This is a genomic window from Streptomyces sp. NBC_01190 (assembly GCF_045039895.1).
Classification (GTDB): Bacteria; Actinomycetota; Actinomycetes; order Streptomycetales; family Streptomycetaceae; genus Actinacidiphila.
The window spans coordinates 4,908,179-4,933,240 of record NZ_CP108580.1 but is presented as its reverse complement, the minus strand read 5'-3'; the positions used below and the strand labels follow the sequence as shown (position 1 = coordinate 4,933,240).

The following is a 25,062-nucleotide window of genomic DNA, read 5'->3' as shown; positions in this document are numbered from 1 at the left end:
TTCGGTGGGCCCGGTGGGCCCAGTGGGGCTCAGTACCTTTCGAGGACGGCCGTCACGCCCTGGCCGCCCGCCGCGCAGATGGAGATCAGGCCGCGGCCCGGCACGGCCCGCTCGGCCAGCAGATGGGCGAGGGTCGCGACGATCCGGGCGCCGGTCGCGGCGAAGGGGTGGCCGGTGGCGAGCGAGGATCCCGCGGTGTTGAGCCGGGCCCGGTCGACGGCGCCGAGCGGGGCGGCCAGGCCGAGGCGGCGGGCGCAGTAGTCCTTGTCCTCCCAGGCGGCGAGGGTGGCCAGCACCTGTGAGGCGAAGGCCTCGTGGATCTCGTAGAGGTCGAAGTCGGCCAGGGTCAGCCCGGCGCGGGCCAGCATCCGGGGTACGGCGTAGGCGGGCGCCATCAGCAGTCCGTCGGCGCGGGGTCCGTCGGAGACGTAGTCGACGGCGGCGGTCTCGTACGCGGTGAGGAACGCCAGCGGGATCAGGCCGTGCGCGGCGGCCCACTCCTCGCTCGCCAGCAGGACGACGGCGGCGCCGTCGGTGAGCGGGGTGGAGTTGCCCGCGGTCATGGTGCCGCCCGGGCCGCCGTAGACGGGCCCCAGGCGGGCCAGCTTCGCCACCGAGGTGTCGGGCCGCAGGTTCTGGTCACGGTGCAGGCCGCGGTACGGGGTGACCAGGTGCTCGAAGAAGCCGCGGTCGTAGGCGGCGGCGAGGCGCTGGTGGCTCGCGGCGGCCAACTCGTCCTGCGCCTGCCGGGTGACGCCCCATTGGCGGGCGGTGAGCGCCGCGTGCTCGCCCATGGAAAGGCCGGTGCGCGGCTCGGCGTTGCGCGGGATGTCCGGTACGAGGTGGCGCGGGCGCACCCCGGCGAGCGCCCGGACCCGCGCGGCGGGCGTCCTGGCGCGGCGGGCGGCGAGCAGGGTCCGCCGCAGCTCGTCGTTGAGGGCGAGGGGCGCGTCGCTGGTGGTGTCGGTGCCGCCCGCGACACCGGAGTCGATCACGCCGAGCGCGATTTTGGCGGCGACCGCGAAGACCGCCTGCAAGCCGGTCGCGCAGGCCTGTTGGAGGTCGTAGGCGGGCGTCATCGGATCGAGGGCCGAGCCGAGGACGGTCTCCCGCGCCAGGTTGAAGTCGCGGCTGTGCTTGAGCACCGCGCCGGCCACGAACTCCCCTACCGGCTGCCCGCCGAGGCCGACCCGTTCGACGAGGCCGTCCAGCGCGGCGGTGAGCATCTCCTGGTTGGACGCGGTGGCGTACGTCCGGTCGGAGCGGGCGAACGGGATCCGGTTCCCGGCCACGATGGCGACGCGGCGGACGGTTTGCATGGCGGTTCCCTCCGGGGGGTCGACAGGGGGCCTGCGGGGGCCGTGGGGGTCCGTGGGGTTGGCCGGGGCGGACGGGGACAGTAGCCTTACCGGCGGTAAACTTACTCCAGAGTAAGGAGAAGGCCAATGGCCGATCGCTACCTTCGGCTGGCCGGTACGGCACCGGGCCGCTTCCTCACCCGGCGGGTCGGGCTGCCGCAGCCGGCGGCGCTGATGCGGTGGACCGCGGAACGGCCGTCGCTCGACGGGGCGGTGGTACGGGTGGTGGCGGGCGAGGTGGTGGCCGAGCGGGTGGGGCCGGCGGAGCCGGTCGACCCGCCGGTCGAGCCGTACGCGGCGGTGGTGCTGGACGCCACCGGGATCGCGGAGGTGGGCGGGCTGCGGGCGGTGCGTACGTCGCTGGGGCCGCTGGTGCGGGGGCTGGCGCGCTGCGGGCGGGTGGTGGTGCTCGGGGCGGGGGCCGGTGGTGGGGCCGAGGCGGGCGCCGGGCCGGGCGGCCGGGACGCGGCCGGGGCGGGCGCCGGGGACGTCGAACAGGCCGCCGTGCAGGAGGCGTTGGCGGGTTTCGTCCGTTCGCTGGGCAAGGAGATCGGCGGCGGCAGGACCGTACAACTGGTGCGGGTGGCGCCGGGGGCGGCGCTGGACTCCACGCTGGACTTTCTGCTGTCGCCCAAGTCGGCGTATGTGTCCGGGCAGGTCATCGAGGTGGGTCCGGCGCTTCGGCAGCCGGAGGTATCCGGCCGGCGGCGTACCGCGCTGGTGACCGGCGCCGCGCGCGGCATCGGCGAGTCGGTGGCCGCCACGCTCGCTCGCGAGGGGGCGCATGTGGCCTGCCTCGACGTACCGGGGTCGGGTGACGCGCTCACCGCGGTCGCCGCCCGGCTCGACGGGACCGCGCTGCCGCTGGACATCACCGCGAGCGACGCGGGCGAGCGGATCGCCGCGGCCCTCGACCGGCTCGGCGGCGGCCTCGACGTCCTGGTGCACAACGCCGGTATCACCCGCGACCGCAGATTCACCCATATGGACGAGGACCGTTGGGACGCGGTGCTCGACGTCAACCTCGGCAGTGTGCTGCGCACCACGGGGTATCTGCTCAAGGCCGGTGTGCTCAACGACCACGGCCGGATCGTCGCCACCGCGTCCATCGCCGGCATCGCCGGCAACGCCGGGCAGACCAACTACGCCGCCTCCAAGGCCGGGATCATCGGCTTCGTCCGTTCCCTGGCGGCGGATCCGGCGCTGCGGGAGCGCGGGGTGACCGTCAACGCGGTCGCGCCCGGCTTCATCGAGACGGAGATGACGGCGGCGGTGCCGTTCCTCATCCGCGAGGCGGGCCGCCGGCTCAACTCCCTCGGCCAGGGCGGCCGGCCGGTCGACGTCGCCGAGACGGTGGCCTGGCTGGCGGCGACCGGATCGGGCGGGGTCAACGGCCAGGTGGTCCGGGTCTGCGGGCAGTCGCTGTTGGGGGCGTGATGGGACTTTCCCCTTCTTTTCCCGTGCCCACCGCCCTCGTCCTGGCCCGGGGCGCCCTCACCGGCCTGGCCAAACGGCCCGCCGGCTACCGGGACCCGCTGCCGGAGCTGCGGCTGTCCCGTCCCGGGGTACGGATCGACCCGGCGCGGGTGGCGGCGTACGCGGAGCTGTGCGGGTTTTCTTTGGGCGGGGGTGGGCGTGGGGGTGCGCTGCCGCTGACCTATCCGCACGTCCTGGGCTTTCCGCTGGCCGTACGGATCATGGCGGCGAGGGCGTTTCCGCTCCCGCTGGCGGGCCTGATCCACACCGGCCTCACCATCACCGCGCACCATGCGCTACGGATCACCGACCGGCCCGAACTCACCGTTTTCGCCGCGGACTTGCGGCCTCACCGACGCGGTACGCAGGTGACGCTGGTGACCCGGGCGGAGTTGGGCGGCGAGGTGGTGTGGGAGGACCACAGCACATATCTGGCCCGCCACGACCAAACACCGAACGAGCCGCCGGGAGTGCCAGCGGTGGAGACGGGACCTTCGGACCCGGCACCCGAACTCCGCCCGACTCCGTCCGGGGCGGACCCCTCAGCCGAGGGTGTGACGGGGTTGAGTGGGGGCGGGGTGGCGGTTGAGCAGGTCTGGCGGCTGCCGGCCGACCTCGGGCGGCGCCATGCCCGGGTCTCCGGCGACTACAACCCGATCCACCTCCACCCCTGGACCGCCCGCCCCTTCGGCTTCCCCCACCCCATCGCCCACGGCATGTGGACCGCGGCCCGCTGCGCCGCCACGGACCTGACGGCCACCACCCTCACCGCCCGCTTCCACCACCCCATCCCCTTGCCCTCCACCGTCCACTTCACCTCAACAACCCCCCACTTCGAGGTCCGGTCCCCCTCCGGCCACCTCCACGCCAGCGGTGAGCTGAGATAAACGCTGACCGGAAGGTCGCCCTCCACCCGCAAGGGCGCCGACAGGCGCGGATGTTGACCGGAGCGGGGCGCCGTCGACGGTGTGGGCGCCCACGGGGGCCGGGTCGGAGGCGAGGTCACCCAAAAGTGAGGGCCGTTCGCCCGAAAAGGCACCCAAACGTGGGCGCCGTCAAGAGCGTTGGTGCCGCCCTGGCCCCTTATTGCCGCACCCTCGCCTCCGGCCGCTCAGACCCGGTGTCGACGGTCATTGGTGCTCAACCCCTCTCCCCCTACCTTCGGCGGGGGGACCCCCACTCAGGACCTCCGCGCGTTCTCTCCCCAGACTCCGTCCGGGGGGACCCCCACTTCTCCACCAGCGCGGCCTTCGGCTCGGTCGCTATCGGCGAACCGCCGGACAGAAAAGCCGCTCAAGGGGGGGTTGGCGTTCGCCGGTAAGGGTGCCTAACGGGGTGCGGGTTGGTGGAAAGGGTGGCCGAAAGGGCGGGGGTTTGCCCGGAAGGTCGTTGGGGGGTGGGGGTTGGGCGGGGTGGGTAATGCGTATGTATAGGGTGAAGGTATGACACAGCCGATAGATTCCGCTGCCACCGACGCCGCGGTGAACGCGCTCTTTGCGACGATATCCCGACTCGTGGAACTCTCGGACGGAATGCGCCTGCGGCAAGGGGCCGCCGGCACACGACTGGTGTTCACCGGGCTGCCGACGGCGAGTCTCAACATCGTGTCCGTCGGGCCGGACGCGGATCTGGGCGAGGTGGATGCGTTCGCCAAGGAAATGTCCGCGATGGGGGCGCCGTGGAGCATTCAGTCGCGGGGAGAGGTCGATTCCGCGCTGCTCGAACTGGCCGCGCGCCACGGCAGGACATCTTCCAGCACGTTGCCGCTGCTGATCTGGGACGCCGAACTGCTGCCCACCGTCCCCGCGTCCGTCCCGGAAGGGACCACCGTGCGGGAGGTTCGGGGGGACGAGGCGGAGGTCTATGCCGCGGCCTTGGCGGCGGGGTTCGGCATGCCGAAAGAGGTGGCGGACCTTTTCTCGCTGCCGGCGCTGCTCGACGCACCCGACATGACCGCGTTCGTGCTGGACCTGAACGGTGCGGCGGTCGCCACCGGCTTCAACATCATCACCGGGGACCAGGTCGGCCTGTACAACGGCTCCGTCCCGCCCCAACACCGCGGCAACGGCTACTACCGCGCTCTGGTCGCCGCCCGGCTGAGGCACGCCGCCGCCTCCGGGGCGCGTTACGCCTTCACCCAGAACACCCCGATGTCCCGCCCCCTCTACGAATCCCTCGGCTTCCAACTCGCCGAAACCTGGACGTACCTCACATCCGCTTCATAAGCCCGCCCCCCACAGCGCGGAAAAGCACGGCGGCACGCCTCACCTACCGAGAAGTACGCTCGGCCCCATGCCCGCCGCCCCTTGCTACGCCTGCCGCCAAGAAGCCGGATTCGACTCCCTCCCGCCGCGCGAACGCATCGCCTCCGACGAGCACTGGCGGGTCGTGCACGACTTCAACACCGCGCTGCCCGGCTGGCTCGTCCTCCTCCCCCGCCGTCATGTGACCGCCATCCACGACCTGACCGACGCGGAGGCCGCCGCCCTGGGCAGTTGGCAGGTCCGGCTGTCCCGGGCGCTGCGCGAGGTCACCGGGTGCGTCAAGACGTACGTCGTGCAGTTCGCGGAGAAGGAGGGCTTCGCGCACACGCACTTCCACGTGATCCCCCGGATGCCCGACCTCCCGCCGGAACTCCGTGGCCCCGCCGTCTTCGACTTCCTCAGCCGCCCCGAGCCGGACCGGGTCTCCCCCGCCGACGCCGACACCCTCGCCCTGACCCTCCGCCCCTACCTCGCCCCCACACCCCAGCCGTGATTCCCGCCTCGCCAAGCCGCCGACCATGCCCCCGACGGTCCGCCAGTAGCCAGCGAGCCATAGGCCGCGCCGGTGTCGAAATGGGGGTCCCCCGGACGGAGTCTGGGGGGACAGAACGCGCGGAGGTCCTAGCCGGCACCCACCACCGGGCACCCTCGCTGCGGGCGTCAGCCCGAATGGGGCACCCGCACCGCCGCCTCACGGCCTAGCGGCCCGCCTCGCTCCGCCCTCCGCCTTCCAGCAGGCTCGACAGGCCCGACCAGGCGAAATTCATCAGGGTCGCCGCGTTGTCACGGGGGGTGCGGGCCGAGGGAGGAGAAGAGGTGATGGACCAGCCGGCCAGGGATTCCGCCGCGCCGACCAATGCCACGGCCAGGGCGGGGACTTCGCGGGCGGCGAGGGTTGTGTCGACGTGCTCGGCGGCGCGGGCCGCCGCGGCGATCAGGGTGGTGACGAAGGCGACGATCTCCGCGCGCATCGCGGCGACCTCGGTGGCGAAGGGCTCGCCGACGCTGCGGGCCTGGGTGTGAAGGAGGGTCCAGCCGTCGGGGTGGCCCGCGGTGTGCTCGAAGAAGCCGAGCAGGCCGTGCCAGAGCTGTCGGTCGGCGGGAGCGCGGGGCTCGACGGCGGCGCGGATCGCCGCGGTGAGGGCGCCGGCCTCCCGGCGGATGCAGGCGGTGAGCAGGTCTTCCTTGGAGTTGAGGTAGAGGTAGACCAGGGGTTTGCTGACCCCGGCCGCTTCCGCTATCTCGTCCATGGACGCGGCACGGTATCCGCGCCGGGCGAACGCCGTGACCGCCGCGTCCAGCATCTGCTGTTCGCGGATCGCCCGCGGCACCCTCTTGGTCCGCGTGCTCTCCGGCCCGGCCCCACGCTCCACGAGATGTCGCTCAGGCGGTGTGCGGCTCACCATCACGGGCGGCCGGCGCGGTGGGCGCGGCCGGCGCTGGGGTGGGCACAGGCTCAGCGGTCGCGGCGGGCGGGCCTGCCGTCACCGCCGCGGCGCGAGCCGCGTCGTCCGCCTCGTCCTCCTGCTGGATGCTGGCCGCCAGGTTCAGCCGGGTGCGCTCGACCCGGGCGGACACCTTGCGGGCGGCCTCCTCGCGGGCCCCCCGCAGCAGCACGAAGCTCAGCGGCGCGGAGACCACCAGCGCGAGCAGCGCGACCCAGAGGTAGTTGGAGTCACCGAGTCCGGCCGGCAGCAGGCGTACCCGGACCAGCGCCCAGATGACACCGAAGCAGCCGACGATGAGGCCGAAGCGCAGTGCGGTGTAACGGAACATGCTCCCAGTGAAGCACGCACCGTACCCGATCAACCGGCCGCCCCCGTGAACCCGCCCCGAACCCACCGCGAACCGTACGAACGGGACCGGCCGCCCCGGGCGGTCGACCCGGCGAACCGCGGACAGCCGCCACCGGCCCCCGCACCCCCCGCGGCTACCCCACAAGCCCCACAGACCTCACGGACCCCAAAAACTCCACAGACCTCAAAACTTCAGCAGCATATAGATGTCGTCCCGGTCGTCCCCCGGCGACACCCGTATCGCCCCCGGCACCCGCCCGACCTCCTTGTAGCCGCAACCCGCGTAGAAGGCGTCCACCCCCGTACCGCCCCGGCAGGTCAGCCGGATCGCCTCGATGCCGTGGAAAGTGCGGGCCGCCCGCTCGACGGCGGCCATCAGGGTCCGGCCGCATCCCTTGCCCTGCCGGCCGGGGTGGACCATGACGGTGTGGAGCCAGAGCCAGTGCCCCATCAGCCGGTGGGTGTTGTACGCGAGGAACGCGCTCGCGGTGATCCGGCCGTCCTCGTCGCGGCCGACGACCAGCCGCCGCCCGCCGGCCGCGACGGCGGCGAGCGCGCCATCGAGGTCGGGGCGGACGTCCGCGGCGGTGACCGGTGGGACGAAGCCGACGGCGCCCCCCGCGTTGGACACGTCGGTCCACAGCGCGAGGAGGCCGTCCCGCAGCTCGTCGTCGATCACCGGGTCCAACTGGCAGGTAAGACTCATAGCAGCATGCTAGCTATTACCGTGCCACCCGTCACCGCCGCTCGGCGCCCTCCCGGTGTCGCTCTCCTCACACCCGGCCCACCCGGCACAGGCCCACACCCGGAACACCCCGCACCCACTCACACCCGCATCGGCTGCGGCGCCTCCCGCCGCTCCCCGTCCGGGCCCGGGTACTCGCGGATGATCTCGTACCGCGTGTTCCGCTCGACCGGCCGGAAGCCCGCGTCGCGGATCAGGTCCAGGATGTCGTCCCGGGTGAGCTTGTTGGGCGTGCCGTACGAGTCCGCGTCGTGGGTGATCTTGTACTCGACCACCGAGCCGTCCATGTCGTCCGCCCCGTGGTTGAGGGCGAGCTGCGCGGTGGACAGGCCGTGCATGACCCAGAAGACCTTCACATGCGGCACGTTGTCGAAGAGCAGCCGGGAGACCGCGAAGGTCTTCAGCGCCTCCGCGCCGGTCGCCATGGTGGTGCGCGCCTGGAGGGTGTTGCGGATCTTGCCGTCCTTCATGTCCACGAAGTCGTGCTGGTAGCGCAGCGGGATGAAGACCTGGAAACCGCCGGTCTCGTCCTGGAGTTCGCGCAGCCGCAGGACGTGGTCCACCCGGTGCCTGGGCTCCTCGATGTGCCCGTACAGCATGGTGCAGGGCGTCTTGAGGCCCTTCTCGTGCGCCAGCCGGTGGATCCGGGACCAGTCCTCCCAGTGGGTGCGGTGGTCCACGATGTGCTGCCGGACCTCCCAGTCGAAGATCTCGGCGCCGCCGCCGGTGAGGGATTCGAGGCCGGCCTCGATCAGCTCGTCCAGGATGTCGGAGGCCGACATGCCGGAGATGGTCTCGAAGTGGTGAATCTCGGTGGCGGTGAACGCCTTCAGCGAGACCTGCGGCAGCGCTTCCTTGAGCGCCTTCAGGGAGCGCGGGTAGTAGCGCCAGGGCAGCGACGGGTGCAGACCGTTGACGATGTGCAGCTCGGTGAGGCTGTCGGCCTCCATCTCCTGGGCGAGCTTGACGGCCTCCTCGATGCGCATGGTGTACGCGTCCTTCTCGCCCGGCTTGCGCTGGAAGGAGCAGTACGCGCACGACGCGGTGCACACGTTGGTCATGTTCAGGTGCCGGTTGACGTTGAAGTGGACGACGTCACCGTTCTTCCGGGTGCGCACCTCGTGCGCCAGACCGCCCAGCCACGCCAGGTCGTCGGACTCGTAGAGGGCGATGCCGTCCTCCCGGGTCAGCCGCTCGCCCGCGTGGACCTTCTCCTCCAGCTCGCGCTTGAGTCCAGCGTCCATGTCTCTCCCTCTCCACGGTCCGGCCCACAAGGGTCCGTTCGACCTTACGCGCACGCCGTTCGCGGTGTGCGCTCAGACCTCTTCCGGCAGCTCGCCGACCCGGTTCTCCCACTTGGTGGACAGCACGATGGTGGTACGGGTCCTGGCGACGCCCTTGGTGCCGGACAGCCGGCGGATGGTGCGTTCCAGGCCGTCCACATCGCCGACCCGGACCTTGAGCATGTACGAGTCGTCGCCCGCGATGAACCAGCAGTCCTCGATCTCGTCCAGGTCGCGCAGCCGGTGGGCCACTTCCTCGTGGTCGGCGGCGTCGGAGAGCTGGAGGCCGACCAGGGCGGTGACGCCGAGGCCGAGGGTGGCGGGCGCGACGGTGGCCCGGTAGCCGGTGATCACCCCGGCCTGCTCCAGACGGTTGATACGGTCGGTGACGCTCGGGCCCGACAGGCCGACGAGCCGGCCCAGCTCCGCGTACGAGGCGCGGCCGTTCTCCCGCAAGGCCTGGATGAGCTGTCTGTCCACCGCGTCCATCAGAATGGACCCTCCCGTTCGTGCCGCGACTGCGCTGTCCGAACAAGAATCTAAGGCATAAACGGGGTTACGCCCTGCGCATCTGCCCGCCCACTACTCTTCCGGCTCTGGCATCGCTGGCTCGGCCGGGCTGAAGCCGCCGCCTAGTTCCCCCCGCCAGCGGCGGTAGAGGGTATGCGGGACCCCGGCCGCGTCCAGCGCCCGGCCGGCCACGAAGTCCACCAGATCCTGGATATGGGCGGCGCCGGCGTAGAAGGCGGGTGAGGCCGGCAGGACGACCGCGCCGGCGTCGTCCAGGGCGACGAGGTGGCGCAGCGTCTGGCCGCCGAGCGGGGTCTCACGCACCGCGACCACCAGCGGTCTGCGCTCCTTGAGGGTGACCGAGGCGGCCCGTTGCAGCAGGTCCTTGGACAGGCCGAGGGCCACCCCCGCCACACAGGCGGTGCTGGCCGGCACGATGAGCATGCCCTTGGCCGGATAGGAGCCGGAGGACGGTCCCGCGGCCAGGTCGCCGGCCGGCCAGAAGCGTACGGCGGCCAGATCCGGCGGGTCCGAGGCGAAGGCGTCGGCGCTGCCGTCGGCGCCCCGGGCGAGCCAGCGGGCCAGGTCCTCCCGCCAGTGCGCGTCACGGAAGGCGGCGCCGGTCTCGTCCAGCAGGGTGAGCCGCGCGGCCCGGCTGATCACCAGGTCCACCTGCTCACCGGCGTGCAGCAGAGCGCGCAGCACCGAGGCGGCGTACGGGGTGCCCGAGGCGCCGGAGACGCCGACGATCCACGGGGCGCGGCTGGTCTGTTCCACGCCGTCGAGCGTATCCGCCGCGCCGCTGGGTAGCGTGACCAGGCCGGTGGGGCGGCGGCCTGGCGGGAACCTCCACCGGTCTGCGGGACGTTGTGAACCATGGAGTGAGCCATGGACCGAGGGACCGCTGGGGGGCTTCGATGACGTACGGACAGGCCGAGCGACGGGCCGCGCGGCCCAGGACGGGTCTGGTGGACAGCGCGCTGAAGCCGCTGCGCGCCGGCGGCCGGGTGACCGCGGCGGCCGTCCTGATGGTGTCGTGGGTGGCGCTGCTGTGGGTGCTCGAGGCGATCGACGTCATCGCCGGGCACCGGCTGGACACCCTCGGCATCGTGCCGCGCAAGAGCGGCGAGCTGCTGGACATCGTGCCGTCGGCGTTCACCCACTTCGGGTTCGAGCATGTCGCCTCCAACAGCCTGCCGCTGCTGGTCCTCGGGTTCATCGCGGCGCTGCGCGGCATAGGCCGCTTCCTCGCGGTGGCGTTCAGCATCATCGTCATCGGCGGCCTCGGGGTGTGGCTGGTCGCGCCGGCGCACACCAACACCGCGGGTGCCTCCGGGCTGATCTTCGGCCTCTTCAGCTATCTGCTGGTCCGCGGTTTCGTCGACCGGCGGGCGCTGGACGTCGTGGTGGGCCTGATCGTGGGCGTGCTCTACGGCTCGATCCTGTGGGGCGTGCTGCCGACCGCGACCGGCGTCTCCTGGCAGGGTCATCTCTTCGGACTCATCGGCGGTGTGGCGGCGGCGTTCCTCTTCCGCGAGCGGGACCGCCCGGCGGCGGTCACCGGCCCCTGACCGCGCCTGTTCGTCCGCGGGCCCCGGTGACGGCCCCGTCGGTAATAGGGCCGCCGAGGCCGCCGACGCATCCGCCGCCGCAAAGGTTGCTTCCGGGTCCCGGCAGTCAAGAGCGCGCCAACTGACCGGAAATCCCCAAGAAATTCGGCAACCCTTCTGACTAGTCTCGTGTCGTAGCTCATAGCATTGTGTTTTTTGCCGCGACTGAGGAGCCGTCATCATCACCAAGCGCAAGGGCCTCGCCGCCGCCGGAGTTGTGGCCCTGATCGCCACCGGCGCTGCGGCCTGCGGGACCGCCCAGGCCACACCCCAGGGCAAGGTCCAGAACGCCTTCACCAAGCTCGGCGACCAGAAGTCCCTCACCGTCGGCCTGTCCTTCGACGCCTCCGCCGATCAGATCTACGCGGCGCTGAAGGACGAGGAAGACTTCACCAAGGGCGACGCGGCGATGCTGGCCGCCCTGCACGCCGGTTACGAGGTGAGCTCGGACAAGCCGCTCAGCCAGCTCAAGTCCGACGACAAGAGCACCTCGTTCGGCTTCCAGTTCGCCACCGACCCCGCCGCCAAGAAGAACCTGGTCGAGGTCCGCGACGTGGCCGGCAAGCTGTATCTGCGAGCGGACATCAAGGGCATCGAGAAGCTCAGCGAGACCGTGTCAGACAAGGGTGCCGCCGGCTCCGACGACTCGGACCTGAAGGACCTCGACGCCTTCCTCGGCAGCGCGGACAAACTGCCCGCCTCCCTGGGCGCCATCAAGGCGGCCCTGAACGGCGAGTGGATCAGCGTCGACCCGGCCACCTTCGAGGGCCTCGCCAAGACCCTCGGCGGAAGCTCGGCCACCCCCAGCGCCGTCCCGAGTTTCGACGCCGCCTCCCAGGCGAAGCTGGTGGCCGCGCTGAAGAACGCGCTCGCCCGCGACGCCACCTTCAAGGACCTCGGCAACCACGGCGGCGCCGACCACGTACAGGTGACCGTGCCGGCCCGGCAGTTCGCCAAGGACCTGAAGACCGGGCTGGTGCCCGCCCTCGCGAAGATCCCCGGCTTCAAGGCGTCGGACCTCGACGACCTGGACAAGGTGCCGAACAAGAAGGTCGCCGTCGACCTGGCCATCAAGGACGGCGCGCTCTCCGCGATCACCGTCGACCTGGCCCAGTTCGACGACCAGGCACACGCGGGCAAGCTGCCGCTGGTGGTCACCCTGGACGGGAAGGCCGCCACGGTGTCCGCGCCCGCCGGGGCCAAGGAGCTCAAGCCGCAGGACCTGATCGGCTTCTTCATGTCGAGCATGATGCCCGGCACCGACGACACCGCGACCGGTTCCGGCACCGCGGACCCGGGTTCGCTCGACGACCTGGTCAAGGGCATGGACCTGACGCAGCTCCCGCAGAGCTGAGCCGCGGCACGGCCCGCACCGGGAAAACGGCATAGCCGCCGCGCGCGGCCCGGGGACTCACCTTCCCGGGCCGCGCGCGCTCACGTGCCCAGGCCGCGCGCGATCAGGTCGCACAGCGCGAAGACGAAGAGCGTGATGCCGATGACGCCGTTCACCGTGAAGAACGCCCGGTTGAGCCGGCTGAGGTCGTGCGGCTTGACGATCGAGTGCTCGTAGAGGAAGGCGCCGGCCACCACCGCGAGGCCGACCCACCAGAAGGCGCCGGCGCGCGTGGCCAGGCCGTACCAGAGCAGCAGCCCGGTGGTCACCGCGTGGCAGACCCGGGAGCCGTAGAGCGAGGCCGGGACGCCGAAGCGGGCCGGTACCGACTTCACTCCGTGCGCCCGGTCGGCGGCCACGTCCTGGCAGGCGAAGATCAGGTCGAAGCCGCCGATCCACACGCCGACCGCCACCCCGAGGATCACCGCGTCCCACGACCAGGAGCCGGTGACCGCGAGCCACGCCCCGATCGGCCCCATCGCCTGGGCGAGGCCGAGAATGGCGTGCGGGAAGTCGGTGAACCGCTTCCCGTACGGATAGACCACCATCGGCACCACCGCGATCGGCGCCAGCGCCAGGCAGAGCGGGTTGAGCAGCGCGGCGGCCCCGAGGAACACCACGACCGCGACCAGCGCGCCGGTCCACGCCGACCGTACCGACAGCGCCCCGGTGACCAGTTCGCGCTTGGCGGTGCGCGGGTTGCGGGCGTCGATCTCCCGGTCGATGATCCGGTTGCAGGCCATCGCGAAGGTGCGCAGGCCCACCATCGCCACGGTGATCAGCAGCAGTTCACCCCAGTGCACCGAGCCGTCGTCCCGGAACATCGCGGTCAGCGCGGCGATGTACGCGAACGGCAGCGCGAACACCGAGTGTTCGATCATCACCAGCCGCAGAAAGGCCCGCAGCCTGCTGTCGTGCCGGGGTCCGGACTCGAAAAGGTCGGGCGTCGTGGCGCTCACAGGCCGTACTCCGTCCACCGCTTGGTCACCAGTTCCGCTGTCTCCGGATCGGAGACCACCATCTCGGGCCAGCCGCCGTCGCGGGTGTACCCCTCGGCGGGCAGCTTACGGGTCGCGTCGATGCCGGCCTTGCCGCCCCAGAACTGCTGGTACGACGCGTGGTCCAGGTGGTCCACCGGGCCTTCGACCATGGTCAGGTCCCGGGCGTAGTCGGTGTTGCCCAGCGCCCGCCAGGCCACCTCGTGCAGGTCGTGGACGTCGCAGTCGGAGTCGACCACCACGATCAGCTTGGTGAGCGACATCATGTGCGCGCCCCAGATCGCGTGCATCGTCTTCTGCGCGTGCTTGGGGTACTTCTTGTCGATCGAGACGATCGCGCAGTTGTGGAAGCCGCCCGACTCCGGCAGGTGGTAGTCCACGATGTCCGGCACGATGATCTTCAGCAGCGGCAGGAAGAACCGCTCGGTGGCCCGGCCGAGCGGACCGTCCTCGGTCGGCGGCCGGCCCACCACGATCGACTGGAAGAGCGGGCGCCTGCGCATCGTCACACAGTCGACGGTGAGCGCGGGGAACGGCTCCTGCGGGGTATAGAAGCCGGTGTGGTCGCCGAACGGCCCCTCCGGCAGCATCCGTCCCGGCTCGAGCCAGCCCTCGATCACCACTTCGGCGTTGGCAGGCACCTGGAGCGGCACCGTGACGCAGTCGACCATCTCCACCCGCTTGCCCTGCACGAAGCCGGCGAAGAGGTACTCGTCGATGTCCCCGGGGAGCGGCGCGGTGGCGGCGTAGGTGACCGCGGGCGGGCAGCCGAAGGCGATCGCGACCGGCAGCCGCTCGCCGCGCCGCTGGGCCACCTGGTAGTGGTTGTGGCTGTCCTTGTGGATCTGCCAGTGCATGCCGACGGTGCGGCGGTCGTGCCGCTGCAAGCGGTACAGGCCCAGGTTGCGGACACCGGACTCGGGGTCCTTGGTGTGGGTCAGACCGAGGTTGAAGAAGGAGCCGCCGTCCTGCGGCCAGGTGAAGAGCGCGGGCAGCCGGTCCAGATCGACCTCGTCTCCCTTGAGCACCACGTCCTGCACCGGCGCGTCCCCCGGCTTCACCTTCTTCGGCGGCACATGCGTCATCCCGGCCAGCTTGCCGAACGCCTCCCGCACCCCGACGAAGCCGTGCGGCAGCTCCGGCCTGAGCAGTCCGGCGATCTTGTCGCCGATGTCGGTGTACGCGGACAGGCCGAGGGACTTGAGCAGCCGCCGGTCGGTGCCGTAGACGTTCATCGCCAGGGGGGCGAGCGAGCCGCGGACGTTCTCGAAGAGCAGCGCGGGCCCGCCGGCCTTGTTGACCCGGTCGGTGATCTCGCCGACCTCAAGGTACGGGTCCACCTCGGCGGTGATCCGCCGCAGGTCGCCGTCCTTCTCCAGGGCCCGCAGGAAGGAGCGGAGATCGTCGTAAGCCATACGCCCAGTCTTCCACCCCGCGCTCCGTGATCCCGCGCGCGGGGCCCGCGCCCGGGGCGCTCTGGTTAACCTGGACCGGGTCAAGGGTCGGTAATCGGGGGGACGTGAGGGTCTGATGGCGCACTATCTGCCGTACTTGCTGCTCATCACGGTGTGGATCTACGCGTTCGTGGACTGTCTCGGCACTCCCAAGCGGCAGGTGCGCGGGCTGCCGAAGGTGGTGTGGCTGCTGATCATCGTCTTCTTCGGCGAGATCCTGGTCGGCCCGCTGGCCTGGCTGCTCGCGGGCAAGCGGCGGATCGCGACGGAGTACCCGCGGTCGGCGTACGGACTCGGCGGGCGCGGTGCGGACGCGGCGGACGAAAGCGGAGCGGCCGGGCTCGGGGAGCGCGCGGAGCCGGCGCCCTGGATAGCCCCCGACGACAACCCGGAGTTCCTGAAGTCGCTGAGCGAGCAGATCAGGCGGAAGCGGGAGGACGGCACCCTGCCGTCCGAGGGCGAGTAGCCGGGGCCGGGACGGGCGACGACCCCGGGGCCTTCGCGGGCCGCGGGGTCGTCGGGTGGTGAATTCCGAGGTCACACCCCGGCGTAGGAGTGCTTGCCGGTGACGAAGATGTTGACGCCGTAGTAGTTGAAGAGGAAGCAGGCGAAGGCGATCAGCGCCAGGTAGGCGGCCTTGCGGCCCTTCCAGCCGGCGGTGGCGCGCGCGTGCAGGTACCCGGCGTAGGCGACCCAGGTGATGAATGACCAGGTCTCCTTCGGGTCCCACTCCCAGTAGTGGCCCCAGGCGGCCTGCGCCCAGATCGCGCCCGCGATGATGGTGAAGGTCCACAGCGGGAAGACCAGCGCGTTCATCCGGTAGGCGAACTTGTCCAGGCTCGCCGCGGCCGGCAGCCGCCGCATGATGTCGCCCCAGCGGTTGTCCTGCGCCCGGCCCGCGGTCAGCGCCATCTCGTAGTGGTCGCGGAAGAGGTACAACAGGGTGCCGACGGCGGCCAGATAGAAGATCGCGCCCGAGATGATCGCGCACGACACGTGGATCCACAGCCAGTACGAGTGCAGCGCCGGTACCAACTGCTCGCTCGACGTGTAGAGCACCGACAGGGCCAGGCCCAGGTCGAGCAGCACCGTGGTGGTGAGGAAGAGGCCGATCCAGCGGACGTCCTTCTTCAGCGCGAGCAGCAGCAGGTACGCGCCGACGGCCACCGCGCCGAAGGTGGTGGAGAACTCGTACATGTTGCCCCAGGGGGCCCGCTGCACCGAGGCGGCGCGGAAGGCGACCCCGCCGACGTGCAGCAGCCAGGCCAGCACGGTGAACGACACCGCGATCCGGCCGTACAGGTCGCCCTTCTCGGTGCCGCCGGCCGCGCCGGGTCCGTCGGCGATGCCCCGGTCGCTGGCCGAGGCCCGGGTGATGACCTTGGGGCGCTCGATGGTGGTGGTGCCGCCACCGCGCTTGGCCACCGTCACGGAGACGGTGGACGGCGCGGCCGCGGCGGCGGCCTCGCCGGCGTCGGTGGCTTCGGTGGTGAGGGCGGCGGACTGTACGGCGACCCTGCTGCGGCCGCCGAAGACCCACTCCGCCAGGTGCGCGAGGAAGGCGAGCGCGTAGACGAACATCGCCGAGCGGATGAGGTAGTTGCTGTAGTTCGCGAAGTTCTCGTTGACCGCGGCCGCGAGGTTGACGTGCATCACGCGCGGGCTCCTTCGTCGTTCGTCTGGGGCGTGGGTGGGGCGGGGTCTGGGGAGTCTTCCGGGCCTTCGGGGCCGGGCGCGGTGTCCGCGGCCGGCGGGTCGTCGGGGCCGCCAGGCTCGGCGGGATCGGCCGGATCGGCGGGGCCGGCCGGGCTGTCCGGTTTCATAGGGGCGGTCGGCAGCAGTTGCAGGCCGATGTCGCCGAGTTCGTCGGCGATCCGCGCGGACTCGCTGCGGCCGAGGCCGCCCAGCTCGACCAGCGTGCCGCCGCCCGCGCCCGGGACCGCCCTGACCCAGATCCGCCGCCGCTGGATGAAGAGCGACCCCATCAGACCGAGGATGGCGCAGAAGCCGCTGACCAGGGCGAGCACATTGCCCGACTGGTGCGAGACGGTGAAGCTGGCCCACGTCTTGACGCCGTCGAAGGTCAGCGAGCCGCCGCCCGGGAGCTGCCAGGTCTGGCCGACCGCCAGCGCCTTGCTCACCGGCTGGCCCTTGGCGTCCTTGAACTGCGTCAGGTGCTGGGTGTCGAGCTGGTAGACGTTCTGCGGGATGCCGGAGGCCATGCCGAGGTCGCCGTGGTAGGCGTTCAGCACCAGCGCCGGGTTGGCCAGCGTCGGGAAGACCGAGTGCGGGCCCTGGACCGAGTCGAGGGCGAAGGACGGGGCGAAAATGCCGGAGAAGCCGAGCTGGTCGGACTTGCCGTTCTTGCCGACCGCGGTCTCCACCTTGATCACGCCGGTGGAGGTCAGATTGGCGTCCTGCGGCAGGAAGGGCACCGCGTCCTGGTAGACCAGGTTGCCCTGGCCGTCCTTGACGGTGACCACGGGTGCGTAGCCGTGGGAGATCAGATAGACCTTCTCGCCGCCGATGTTCAGCGGGTGGTTGACCGAGATGGAGCCCTTGGTCTCCTTGCCGACGGCGCCGGTCCAGTAGTGGATGTTCGCCTGGAACTTCAGCGCGGTGCCCCGCTCGGGGCCCGAGGTCGCGTACTTGTCGTCGAAGCTGTCCAGGTCGAAACCGAACGGCTTGAGGTCGTCCGCGCCGTACCAGGTGCCGGGGCTGAAGTCGTCGTACTGCGTCAGGTTGTTGGTGAAGCCGCCGCCCTCGACGATCAGCTTGCCGCCCTCGGCCTTCTCCAGCGAGGTCAGCGCGAAGCCGATCAGCAGCCCGAAGAGCGCCACATGGAAGAGCAGGTTGCCGGCCTCGCGCAGATAGCCCTTCTCGGCCGCCACCGAGGTGCCGGTGACGCTGGTACGGAACCGGCGTCCGCGCAGCGCCGTACGGGCCGCCTCGGCGACCTGCTCGGGCGAGGCGTCGGTCCGCCAGGTGCTGTACGCGGGCAGCCGGGTCAGATGGCGCGGGGCGGCCGGCGGCCTGGCCCGGAGCTGGCCGACGAACTGCCAGCTGCGCGGCACGATGCAGCCGGCCAGCGAGACGAAGAGCAGGATGTAGATCGCCGAGAACCACGGCGAGCTGTAGACGTGGAAGAGGCCGAGCCGGTCGTAGAGCGGGCTGACGTCGGGGTGCGCCTTGGTGAAGCGGTCCACCTTCAACTGGTCGGAGCGCTGCGGGATCAGCGAGCCCGGGATCGCGGCCAGCGACAGCAGGAAGAGCAGGATCAGCGCGACCCGCATCGAGGTGAGCTGCCGCCACATCCAGCGCAGCCAGCCGAGCACGGTCAGCGAGGGGACCTGCGCGAGGCTGTCCACCGGCTGGGTGCTGAGCTGCGCGCCGGCCGCGCCCAGGCCCTCCTCGGCGGGTTCCTGGCCGGCGGCCCGGTCGGCGGTGGTGCGGGCGTCGCCGTCCGGCTTCTGCGTGATGCTCATGGGTCAGACCCCTGGGGTGAAGCTGCTCGACCAGATCTGCATCTGCTGGGTGATGTGCACCCACACGCCGGTGACCAGCAGCACGCCGACGGCGACGAGCATGCCACCGCCGAGCCGCATCACCCACGCGTAGTGGCGTTTGACCCATGTGAAGGCGCCCAGCGTACGGCGGAAGGCCACCGCCGCCACGATGAAGGGGAGCCCGAGTCCCGCGCAGTAGAAGACCATCAGCAGCGCGCCGCGGCCCGCGCTGGCGTCGGTGATCGCCAGCGACTCCACCGCGCCGAGGGTCGGGCCGACGCACGGCGCCCAGCCGAGGCCGAAGAGCACACCGAGCAGCGGCGCGCCCGCCAGGCCGACGGCCGGCCGGTAGTGGAAGCGGAACTCGCGCTGGGTGATGCCGCCGACCAGGCCCATGAAGGCGAGGCCGAGCACGATGGTGATGGCGCCGAAGATCCGGGTGAGGGTGTCGCGGTGCTCCTGGAGCGTCCAGCCGAAGTTGCCGAACAGGGCGCCGGTGGAGATGAACACGGCGCTGAAGCCGAGGACGAAGAGCGAGGCGCCGACCACCATCCGGCCGCGCTTGGCCTCCGCCAGATCGGTGCCGGTGATCCCGGTCACGTACGACAGATAGCCGGGCACCAGCGGCAGTACGCACGGGGAGAAGAAGGAGATCAGCCCGGCGAACATGGCGACCGGTATGGCCGCCACCAGCGCTCCGGTAAGCACCGTCTGGCTGGCGTCGGCGAGGACGACGGGGCTGGGAACGGCCGCCAGGACGGCCGGCGCGCCGGATGTCACGTCACTTCTCCGCGGCGATCGGGTCGATCAGCTCACGGAGTTCGTCCTCGCTGAGCGCCTTCAGCGCCCGACCCGCCACCCGCCCCTGCCGGTCGATGACCAGGGTCGCGGGCAGGCTCTGCGGGTTGAGGCTGCCCTTGGGGAAGCGCAGGATCTGCTTGCCCGAGGGGTCGAAGAGGCTGGGGTACGGGATGTGGTTGGTCTTCTCGAACCGGGCGGCCCCGACCGTCTGGTCCCGGGTGTTGATACCGAGGAACTCCACGCCCTTGGCCTTGTCCGCGTTGGCCACCACGGCCAGGTTCGGCGCCTCGGCGATGCAGGGGGCGCACCACGAACCCCAGATGTTGATCACTACGACCTTGCCCTTGTACGCCGCCAGGCTGGCCCGGCCGCCGTCGACGGTTTTGCCCGAGATGTCCGGGGCGGCCACGCGGTCGGCGGCCTTCACCGTGGAGATCTGGCCGCTGCCGCCGACGAAGTTGGTGCCGCTGGCCGAGGAACCGGCGGAACCGGATGTGCAGGCCGCGGCGGCCAGCGCCAGCACCACGAATCCGGCGAGCGCCGCGGCACTGCGGAACGGGCGGCGTCGGGGGACGCGCGTAGGACTCATGTGAAAAGTTTCGCATGGGCCTCCGGGCGATCTCTCCCACCCCCCGACAGCGACCCCAAAAGCGGCAATCGCCCCAAGTAAGGACCGGTGAGGCGGAGGCGCGGGGCCCTGCGGGGTGCGGTTGCGGGGCCTGCGGGGGTGCGGCTGCGGAGGCCGCCGGGTGCGGCGGTACGGGCCGGCGGGGTGTGGGTCGGGCCGCGGGTCAGGCGGTGGGGACCGCCGGCTGGGGCGGCGCGGTCATGGTGACCGGCGCCAGGAACTCGCTCCAGCCGCCCGGCGGCTTCTCGCCGACCTCCAGTTGGCGCAGCCGGTCGAGGACCGCCGGGTCCTGGGCGTCCAGCCAGTCGACGAACTGCCGGAAGGAGACCATCCGGACGTCCCGCTCGCCGAGGGCGGCGATCTGCTTGAACGCTTCTTCGACGGCGTCCATGTAGATGCCGCCGTTCCACTGCTCGAAGTGATTGCCGATGTAGAGGGGCGCGCGGTTGGTCTCGTACGCCCGCTGGAAGCCGGCCAGGTAGGAGGCGGTGGCCTGGGCGCGCCAGCCGGGATAGTTGCGCGGGTCGGAGCTGGTGGCGGTCTTCGACTGGTTGGCCAGCATGTTGTAGTCCATCGACAGCACTTCGAAGCTGTGGCCGGGGAAGGGGATGAGCTGGAGCGGCAGGTCCCAGAGGCCGCCGCGCTTGCCGGGCCAGACCTGGTTGCCGCCGGGGGAGCTCGCGTCGTAGCGCCAGCCGAGGGCGGCGGCGGTGGGCAGCAGGTTGTCCTGGCCGAGCAGGCAGGGGGTGCGGCCGCCGACGAGTTCGGCCTCGTAGTCGAAGGGCAGCGGGGGCAGGTCGTCCCAGCCGGTGCTGGTCTTCCAGGAGGTGACGAAACGTTTCGCCTGGTCGATCTCGCTCTGCCAGTCGGCCGGGGTCCAGTTGCCGACGCTGCCGCCGCCGGCGCAGAAGTGGCCGTTGAAGTGGGTGCCGATCTCGTGGCCGTCGAGCCAGGCGCGGCGGATGTTCTCCAGGGTGAGGCGGAGGTGCTCGTCGGTGAGGTAGCCGATCTCGCTGGCGCCGACGGGGTTGTTCGGCGGGGCGTAGGCGAGTTTCTCGGTCTCCGGGAGCAGGTAGATGCCGGAGAGGAAGAAGGTCATCCGGGCGCCGTGGTCGGCGGCGAGCTTGAGGAAGCGGGGGAAGAGGCCGGTACCGACCTCGCCGGCGCCGTCCCAGGAGAAGATCACGAACTGGGGCGGGGTCTGGCCGGGCTCCAGCTTCTCCACGACGGGCTGGTTGGGCTGGGCGCCGGTGCGGGCGGTGGAGCCGTCGCCGATCAGGGAGAGCGGGCGGGCCGGCCGGCGGTTCGCGCTGGCCCCGGATTTCTGGCCCTTGCGGCCGCCCGGTGCCGGTTCCTTCTCGGCGAGTTCGGTGCCGCACCCCACGACCACGCTCGCGGCTGCTCCGGCGGCAGTGGTCAGCAGGGTCCTGCGGCTCAAAGCACTCATGTGCGATCCCCGTCTTTCTGCGTCCCCGGATCTGCCTGCCCCGGGAAGCCGCCTGAGCGAAAATGGGGGCCGACCTCCCGCCCCCTGAGAGTTTCCGCCCACCCCCACCGAATCGTCCCGATCCCCCCAACACCCCCCAAACGGCCCAAAAATATCACCACATCGCCCCCACCCCACCCTGCGGGGCCCACCCAGACCACTGCCGCACGGGGCTCCACCGGAAAGGCCCGCCCCCGCCGCCCGGACCCCCGCAAACCGGCGCAGCCGGAAGCCCCCGGCCCGGGGGGGCCGCACGCCGTCGGCGGAAGCCCGGGCCCGGCGGAGCCGGAAGCTCCCCGCAGGGGCCGGTGGGGGCCGAGGTGGTGGGTCCGGTGCGGCCCTCCGAGGGCTACGCTCCGGCGGACTTGGATGCCCCCGGGACCCGCTTCGCGCCCGCGCGGAGGTGAGGGGGGACCAGATCGAGCGCCGGCTCGGTGTAGGCGACGGAGACGATGCGGTCACCCTCGTAGGTGAAAGAGGTGAGACTCGCCAGGGTGCACTGACGGTTGCGGGGGTCGTGCCACAGCCGCCGATGCTCGGCGGAGCAGCGCATCACCCAGATGGGGAGCTGATGGCTGACGCACACCGCCTCGTGCCCGCGCGCGGCGTCCCGCGCCGCGTCGAGCGCCGCCGTCATCCGCGCCACCTGCTCCACGTACGGCTCGCCCCAGCTCGGCTTGAACGGGTTCACCAGGTATTTCCAGTTGGACGGCTTGCGCAGCGCCCCGTCGCCGACCCCGAACGCCTTGCCCTCGAAGATGTTGGCCGCCTCGATCAGCCGCCCGTCCGTGGCCACCTCCACCTGGTGCGACGCGGCGATCGGCGCCGCCGTCTCCTGCGCCCGCTCCAACGGGGACGCCACCACATGGCGGATGTCCCGCCCGGCCAGATGCTCGGCGACCCGGTCGGCCATCCGCCGGCCCAGCTCGGACAGGTGGTACCCCGGGCTGCGCCCGTAGAGCACACCGCCGGGGTTGTGCACCTCACCGTGCCGCATCAGATGGACGACGGTCAGCTCCGTACCGGCCGAACCGCCGGCCCCCCCGGAACCCCCGGAAGCGCCGGCACCCTCGGCACCCCCGCCACCCTCGGCACCCTGAAAACCCGCCTCACTCATACCTGTGCCTCCGCTGCGGCGCGCGCGGCCGCGGGCAGCGCGGCGGCGATCCGCGCCACGGCCCGCTCGTCGTGCGCGGTGGATACGAACCAGGACTCGAACGCCGACGGCGGCAGATACACACCCCGCGCCAGCATCGCGTGGAAGAAGGCGGTGAAGCGGAACGCCTCCTGCCGCTTGGCGTCCTCGAAGTCCCGCACCTCGTGATCGGTGAAGAAGACCGAGAACATGTTGCCCGCCGTCTGCACCCGGTGGGCCACGCCCTCCTTGGTGAGCGCCTCGGCGACCAGCCCCCTGATCTCCGCCGAGACCGCGTCCACCGTCGCGTACGCCGCCTCGTCCAGCAGCCGGAGCTGCGCCAGCCCGGCCGCCGTGGCGATCGGGTTACCCGACAGCGTGCCCGCCTGGTAGACCGGCCCGGCCGGCGCCAGCAGCGCCATCACATCGCCCCGGCCGCCGAACGCCGCCGCGGGGAAGCCGCCGCCCATCACCTTGCCGAAGGTCATCAGGTCCGGCCGTACGCCGTCGATCCCGTACCACCCGGCGCGGTCGACCCGGAATCCCGTCATCACCTCGTCGGAGACGTAGAGCGCGCCGTTCTCCGTACTGAGCTGTTTCAGCGCCGCGTTGAAGCCGTCACGCGGCGGCACCACACCCATGTTGCCCGGCGACGCCTCGGTGATGACGCAGGCGATCTCACCGGGGTGCGCGGAAAACGCCTGCCGTACGGCCTCGACGTCGTTGTACGGCAGCACGATCGTGTCGCCGGCCTGCGCGCCCGTCACCCCAGGGGTGTCAGGCAACCCGAACGTGGCGACACCGGAACCCGCGGCCACCAGAAGCGCGTCCACATGTCCGTGGTAGCACCCCGCGAACTTGACCACTTTGGCCCGCCCGGTGAAGCCGCGGGCGAGCCGGATCGCCGACATCGTCGCCTCCGTGCCGGACGACACCAGCCGTACCTGGTCGAGGGGTTCGACCCGGGCCACCATCGCCTCGGCCAGCGCCACTTCGCCCTCGCCAGGGGTGCCGAAGGAGGTGCCGCGGTCCACCGCGGACCGCACGGCGGCGAGCACCTCGGGGTGGGCGTGGCCGAGGATCATCGGGCCCCAGGAGCAGACGAGATCGACGTACTCACGCCCGTCCGCGTCGGTGAGGTACGCACCGGTGCCGGACACCATGAATCGGGGCGTACCGCCCACCGCCCGGAACGCCCGGACCGGAGAGTTCACGCCTCCTGGCGTCACGGCCGCCGCACGGTCGAAGAGTTCCTGGGACACTGGTGCTTCGTACGGGTAGTTCTTGGGGCTCACGGGATCGTTCACCTATACATGCTCTCAAACGCCGGGCGTTGCGCCGCAACGTCTCAACCCTGCATCTGAGACGATGATCGGGTTGCATGGTTGGGTCAGCGGATGGTCGGGTAGTGGAAGGCAGCAGCGTGGTGGCGAGCCGGACGAAAGTCCGGACGGCCGCGACCTCGGGCGCACCTGAACGACCGGCGGACGACGCCGCACGCCGCAGGATCCACACACACATGAACACCGCAGCCGAGCACAACGCGATCAAGAACACCACAAGCACCAGGGACCTCGCGCGGAGCGCGAACTCCGCAGACCATGACACCGATCGACCGCAGAGGGCAGGAGCAGGGGTGGCCGAGTGGGGGTGACCTACAAGTACTTCGGCGCGCCCGACGGCGCCACCGCGGCACGCGTCCCGATCTCCATGCGCCCCGAGGAGCTCGGCGGCGACGAACTCGGCCAGGGCATGTACACCAAGGTCAAGCCGGAGACGATGGCCGCCATGGTGCTGACCGGCATCGAAGGCATAGCCCCGTCCAAGGTCCCGCCGCTCGAACTCGTCGTGCTGCACCCGGACTACGCGGTGGTCCGGCTGCCCGCCTCGGTGGTCGAGCCGCTGCGCACCGCCAACGAGGAGTCCCTCGGCGCCGCCGCCTTCATCTGGTCCACCGTCCCTGACCGCCGGGGGCCGCGCGACGCCTTCGTCATCTATCAGATGCTGCACGAGTGGCAGGACTTCGCCCGCCGCTGCGAGGAGTCCGGGCACCAGCTCTACTGTCTGGTGTGGCCGTAAGGCGCCGAGCGGCGGCGGGGGCGAGCCGGTGCGCCCATCACTTCGGCTCCACCGTTTCGCGGTATTCGCCCGCTTTGCCGCTGGCGGATCCCCGCAACGTCGGGGACACGCAGAACCCCCGTCTGACCCGGCCCGACCGGTGGCCGGATCAGGGCCATGTGCTAAACTGAGTGCAGTTGCAGTTTTGGTACCCATGAACTCTGTGTGCGCCTGACGGGATGTGACCCTTCGGGCGCATTTTTGTTTTCCGGCCTCCAGATGGGGTCAATGCAGCGACGCCGGTCCCGTGAAGTGCGGGCTCGGAAACTGCCCCTATCAAGAGGAGTCAGATATGGCAACCGGCACCGTGAAGTGGTTCAACGCCGAAAAGGGTTTCGGCTTCATCGAGCAGGACGGCGGCGGCGCTGACGTCTTCGCCCACTACTCGAACATCGCCACCCAGGGCTACCGCGAGCTCCAGGAAGGCCAGAAGGTCAGCTTCGACGTCACGCAGGGCCAGAAGGGCCCGCAGGCGGAGAACATCGTTCCTGCCTGATCCTG

25 protein-coding genes are annotated in these 25,062 nt (G+C 71.2%); 9 read left to right on the top strand and 16 right to left on the bottom strand.

The window, feature by feature from the left end:
- Nucleotides 1-29: 29 nt before the first annotated feature.
- Nucleotides 30-1,319 (bottom strand): acetyl-CoA C-acetyltransferase, encoded by a 1,290-nt coding sequence (locus tag OG519_RS20615; RefSeq protein WP_405585973.1) that lies wholly within the window; start codon nucleotides 1,317-1,319, stop codon nucleotides 30-32.
- 126 nt (nucleotides 1,320-1,445) lie between these two features.
- On the opposite strand from OG519_RS20615, the gene OG519_RS20610 reads away from it, so the two are divergent.
- From OG519_RS20610 to OG519_RS20595, 4 genes are all read left to right on the top strand, one after another.
- On the top strand, nucleotides 1,446-2,795 hold the full coding sequence (locus OG519_RS20610) for a 3-oxoacyl-ACP reductase (RefSeq protein WP_405585970.1): 1,350 nt from the start codon (nucleotides 1,446-1,448) through the stop codon (nucleotides 2,793-2,795).
- A complete protein-coding gene (locus OG519_RS20605; RefSeq protein WP_405585968.1) occupies nucleotides 2,795-3,721 on the top strand; it encodes a MaoC family dehydratase in 927 nt (308 codons plus the stop codon). Before OG519_RS20610 ends, OG519_RS20605 begins: the two co-directional genes overlap by 1 nt.
- A gap of 555 nt (nucleotides 3,722-4,276) precedes the next feature.
- Nucleotides 4,277-5,059, top strand: a complete 783-nt coding sequence (locus OG519_RS20600; protein WP_405585965.1) for a GNAT family N-acetyltransferase — start codon at nucleotides 4,277-4,279, stop codon at nucleotides 5,057-5,059.
- A 67-nt stretch (nucleotides 5,060-5,126) separates the two neighbouring features.
- On the top strand, nucleotides 5,127-5,591 hold the full coding sequence (locus tag OG519_RS20595; protein WP_405585963.1) for an HIT family protein: 465 nt from the start codon (nucleotides 5,127-5,129) through the stop codon (nucleotides 5,589-5,591).
- Nucleotides 5,592-5,796: 205 nt separating this feature from the next.
- On the opposite strand, the gene OG519_RS20590 is transcribed toward OG519_RS20595, so the two are convergent.
- From OG519_RS20590 to OG519_RS20565, 6 genes are all read right to left on the bottom strand, one after another.
- Entirely contained in the window at nucleotides 5,797-6,402 is a 606-nt protein-coding gene (locus OG519_RS20590) for a TetR/AcrR family transcriptional regulator (protein WP_405592872.1), read from the bottom strand.
- Nucleotides 6,403-6,481: 79 nt separating this feature from the next.
- A complete protein-coding gene (locus OG519_RS20585) occupies nucleotides 6,482-6,874 on the bottom strand; it encodes a DUF4229 domain-containing protein (RefSeq protein WP_405585960.1) in 393 nt (130 codons plus the stop codon).
- 204 nt (nucleotides 6,875-7,078) lie between these two features.
- Entirely contained in the window at nucleotides 7,079-7,600 is a 522-nt protein-coding gene (locus OG519_RS20580) for a GNAT family N-acetyltransferase (RefSeq protein ID WP_405585958.1), read from the bottom strand.
- A 119-nt stretch (nucleotides 7,601-7,719) separates the two neighbouring features.
- Nucleotides 7,720-8,883, bottom strand: a complete 1,164-nt coding sequence (gene mqnE / locus OG519_RS20575) for an aminofutalosine synthase MqnE (protein WP_405585956.1) — start codon at nucleotides 8,881-8,883, stop codon at nucleotides 7,720-7,722.
- 72 nt (nucleotides 8,884-8,955) lie between these two features.
- Nucleotides 8,956-9,411, bottom strand: coding sequence for an Lrp/AsnC family transcriptional regulator (locus OG519_RS20570; RefSeq protein WP_405585953.1), 456 nt, complete (start codon nucleotides 9,409-9,411; stop codon nucleotides 8,956-8,958).
- Nucleotides 9,412-9,504: 93 nt separating this feature from the next.
- Complete coding sequence (locus tag OG519_RS20565; protein ID WP_405585950.1) at nucleotides 9,505-10,209, bottom strand: UbiX family flavin prenyltransferase; 705 nt, start codon at nucleotides 10,207-10,209, stop codon at nucleotides 9,505-9,507.
- Between the two features lie 251 nt (nucleotides 10,210-10,460).
- Here OG519_RS20565 and OG519_RS20560 point away from each other — a divergent pair, with 251 nt between their 5' ends.
- Both OG519_RS20560 and OG519_RS20555 read left to right on the top strand, forming a co-directional pair.
- Entirely contained in the window at nucleotides 10,461-11,003 is a 543-nt protein-coding gene (locus tag OG519_RS20560; RefSeq protein ID WP_405592870.1) for a rhomboid family intramembrane serine protease, read from the top strand.
- A gap of 256 nt (nucleotides 11,004-11,259) precedes the next feature.
- Nucleotides 11,260-12,396 (top strand): hypothetical protein, encoded by a 1,137-nt coding sequence (locus OG519_RS20555; protein ID WP_405585947.1) that lies wholly within the window; start codon nucleotides 11,260-11,262, stop codon nucleotides 12,394-12,396.
- A gap of 80 nt (nucleotides 12,397-12,476) precedes the next feature.
- On the opposite strand, the gene mqnP is transcribed toward OG519_RS20555, so the two are convergent.
- Nucleotides 12,477-13,394: a menaquinone biosynthesis prenyltransferase MqnP gene (gene mqnP, locus OG519_RS20550; protein ID WP_405585944.1), complete on the bottom strand. Its 918-nt coding sequence runs from the start codon at nucleotides 13,392-13,394 to the stop codon at nucleotides 12,477-12,479.
- Entirely contained in the window at nucleotides 13,391-14,848 is a 1,458-nt protein-coding gene (locus OG519_RS20545; RefSeq protein ID WP_405585941.1) for a menaquinone biosynthesis decarboxylase, read from the bottom strand. The genes mqnP and OG519_RS20545 overlap by 4 nt, the downstream gene beginning before the upstream one ends.
- A 115-nt stretch (nucleotides 14,849-14,963) precedes the next feature.
- Here OG519_RS20545 and OG519_RS20540 point away from each other — a divergent pair, with 115 nt between their 5' ends.
- Nucleotides 14,964-15,353, top strand: a complete 390-nt coding sequence (locus OG519_RS20540) for a PLD nuclease N-terminal domain-containing protein (protein ID WP_405585939.1) — start codon at nucleotides 14,964-14,966, stop codon at nucleotides 15,351-15,353.
- A gap of 71 nt (nucleotides 15,354-15,424) precedes the next feature.
- Here the strand turns inward: OG519_RS20540 and ccsB are convergent, their stop codons facing one another.
- From ccsB to hemL, 7 genes are all read right to left on the bottom strand, one after another.
- Nucleotides 15,425-16,540, bottom strand: coding sequence for a c-type cytochrome biogenesis protein CcsB (gene ccsB / locus OG519_RS20535; RefSeq protein ID WP_405585936.1), 1,116 nt, complete (start codon nucleotides 16,538-16,540; stop codon nucleotides 15,425-15,427).
- On the bottom strand, nucleotides 16,540-18,372 hold the full coding sequence (locus tag OG519_RS20530) for a cytochrome c biogenesis protein ResB (RefSeq protein ID WP_405585933.1): 1,833 nt from the start codon (nucleotides 18,370-18,372) through the stop codon (nucleotides 16,540-16,542). The genes ccsB and OG519_RS20530 overlap by 1 nt, the downstream gene beginning before the upstream one ends.
- 3 nt (nucleotides 18,373-18,375) lie before the next feature.
- Nucleotides 18,376-19,173 (bottom strand): cytochrome c biogenesis CcdA family protein, encoded by a 798-nt coding sequence (locus OG519_RS20525; protein ID WP_405585930.1) that lies wholly within the window; start codon nucleotides 19,171-19,173, stop codon nucleotides 18,376-18,378.
- Between the two features lies 1 nt (nucleotide 19,174).
- Complete coding sequence (locus OG519_RS20520) at nucleotides 19,175-19,783, bottom strand: TlpA family protein disulfide reductase (protein WP_405585927.1); 609 nt, start codon at nucleotides 19,781-19,783, stop codon at nucleotides 19,175-19,177.
- Between the two features lie 202 nt (nucleotides 19,784-19,985).
- Complete coding sequence (locus OG519_RS20515) at nucleotides 19,986-21,269, bottom strand: hypothetical protein (RefSeq protein ID WP_405585925.1); 1,284 nt, start codon at nucleotides 21,267-21,269, stop codon at nucleotides 19,986-19,988.
- Between the two features lie 388 nt (nucleotides 21,270-21,657).
- A complete protein-coding gene (locus tag OG519_RS20510; protein WP_405585922.1) occupies nucleotides 21,658-22,425 on the bottom strand; it encodes a histidine phosphatase family protein in 768 nt (255 codons plus the stop codon).
- Nucleotides 22,422-23,750 (bottom strand): glutamate-1-semialdehyde 2,1-aminomutase, encoded by a 1,329-nt coding sequence (gene hemL, locus OG519_RS20505; protein WP_405585920.1) that lies wholly within the window; start codon nucleotides 23,748-23,750, stop codon nucleotides 22,422-22,424. The genes OG519_RS20510 and hemL overlap by 4 nt, the downstream gene beginning before the upstream one ends.
- A 343-nt stretch (nucleotides 23,751-24,093) precedes the next feature.
- Between hemL and OG519_RS20500 the strand changes: the two genes are divergently transcribed.
- Together OG519_RS20500 and OG519_RS20495 are read left to right on the top strand one after the other, a co-directional pair.
- Nucleotides 24,094-24,522, top strand: a complete 429-nt coding sequence (locus tag OG519_RS20500; RefSeq protein ID WP_405585917.1) for a hypothetical protein — start codon at nucleotides 24,094-24,096, stop codon at nucleotides 24,520-24,522.
- Between the two features lie 331 nt (nucleotides 24,523-24,853).
- Nucleotides 24,854-25,057: a cold-shock protein gene (locus tag OG519_RS20495; RefSeq protein WP_329135225.1), complete on the top strand. Its 204-nt coding sequence runs from the start codon at nucleotides 24,854-24,856 to the stop codon at nucleotides 25,055-25,057.
- Nucleotides 25,058-25,062 lie beyond the last annotated feature (5 nt).

Bases quoted from the DNA above. Each gene is read 5' to 3' on its own strand.
- OG519_RS20615 (WP_405585973.1), bottom strand. From the start codon at position 1,319: ATGCAAACCGTCCGCCGCGTCGCCATCGTGGCCGGGAACCGGATCCCG.
- OG519_RS20610 (WP_405585970.1), top strand. From the start codon at position 1,446: ATGGCCGATCGCTACCTTCGGCTGGCCGGTACGGCACCGGGCCGCTTC.
- OG519_RS20605 (WP_405585968.1), top strand. From the start codon at position 2,795: ATGGGACTTTCCCCTTCTTTTCCCGTGCCCACCGCCCTCGTCCTGGCC.
- OG519_RS20600 (WP_405585965.1), top strand. From the start codon at position 4,277: ATGACACAGCCGATAGATTCCGCTGCCACCGACGCCGCGGTGAACGCG.
- OG519_RS20595 (WP_405585963.1), top strand. From the start codon at position 5,127: ATGCCCGCCGCCCCTTGCTACGCCTGCCGCCAAGAAGCCGGATTCGAC.
- OG519_RS20590 (WP_405592872.1), bottom strand. From the start codon at position 6,402: ATGCTGGACGCGGCGGTCACGGCGTTCGCCCGGCGCGGATACCGTGCC.
- OG519_RS20585 (WP_405585960.1), bottom strand. From the start codon at position 6,874: ATGTTCCGTTACACCGCACTGCGCTTCGGCCTCATCGTCGGCTGCTTC.
- OG519_RS20580 (WP_405585958.1), bottom strand. From the start codon at position 7,600: ATGAGTCTTACCTGCCAGTTGGACCCGGTGATCGACGACGAGCTGCGG.
- mqnE (WP_405585956.1), bottom strand. From the start codon at position 8,883: ATGGACGCTGGACTCAAGCGCGAGCTGGAGGAGAAGGTCCACGCGGGC.
- OG519_RS20570 (WP_405585953.1), bottom strand. From the start codon at position 9,411: ATGGACGCGGTGGACAGACAGCTCATCCAGGCCTTGCGGGAGAACGGC.
- OG519_RS20560 (WP_405592870.1), top strand. From the start codon at position 10,461: ATGGTGTCGTGGGTGGCGCTGCTGTGGGTGCTCGAGGCGATCGACGTC.
- OG519_RS20545 (WP_405585941.1), bottom strand. From the start codon at position 14,848: ATGGCTTACGACGATCTCCGCTCCTTCCTGCGGGCCCTGGAGAAGGAC.
- OG519_RS20540 (WP_405585939.1), top strand. From the start codon at position 14,964: ATGGCGCACTATCTGCCGTACTTGCTGCTCATCACGGTGTGGATCTAC.
- ccsB (WP_405585936.1), bottom strand. From the start codon at position 16,540: ATGCACGTCAACCTCGCGGCCGCGGTCAACGAGAACTTCGCGAACTAC.
- OG519_RS20530 (WP_405585933.1), bottom strand. From the start codon at position 18,372: ATGAGCATCACGCAGAAGCCGGACGGCGACGCCCGCACCACCGCCGAC.
- OG519_RS20520 (WP_405585927.1), bottom strand. From the start codon at position 19,783: ATGAGTCCTACGCGCGTCCCCCGACGCCGCCCGTTCCGCAGTGCCGCG.
- OG519_RS20515 (WP_405585925.1), bottom strand. From the start codon at position 21,269: ATGAGTGCTTTGAGCCGCAGGACCCTGCTGACCACTGCCGCCGGAGCA.
- OG519_RS20510 (WP_405585922.1), bottom strand. From the start codon at position 22,425: ATGAGTGAGGCGGGTTTTCAGGGTGCCGAGGGTGGCGGGGGTGCCGAG.
- OG519_RS20495 (WP_329135225.1), top strand. From the start codon at position 24,854: ATGGCAACCGGCACCGTGAAGTGGTTCAACGCCGAAAAGGGTTTCGGC.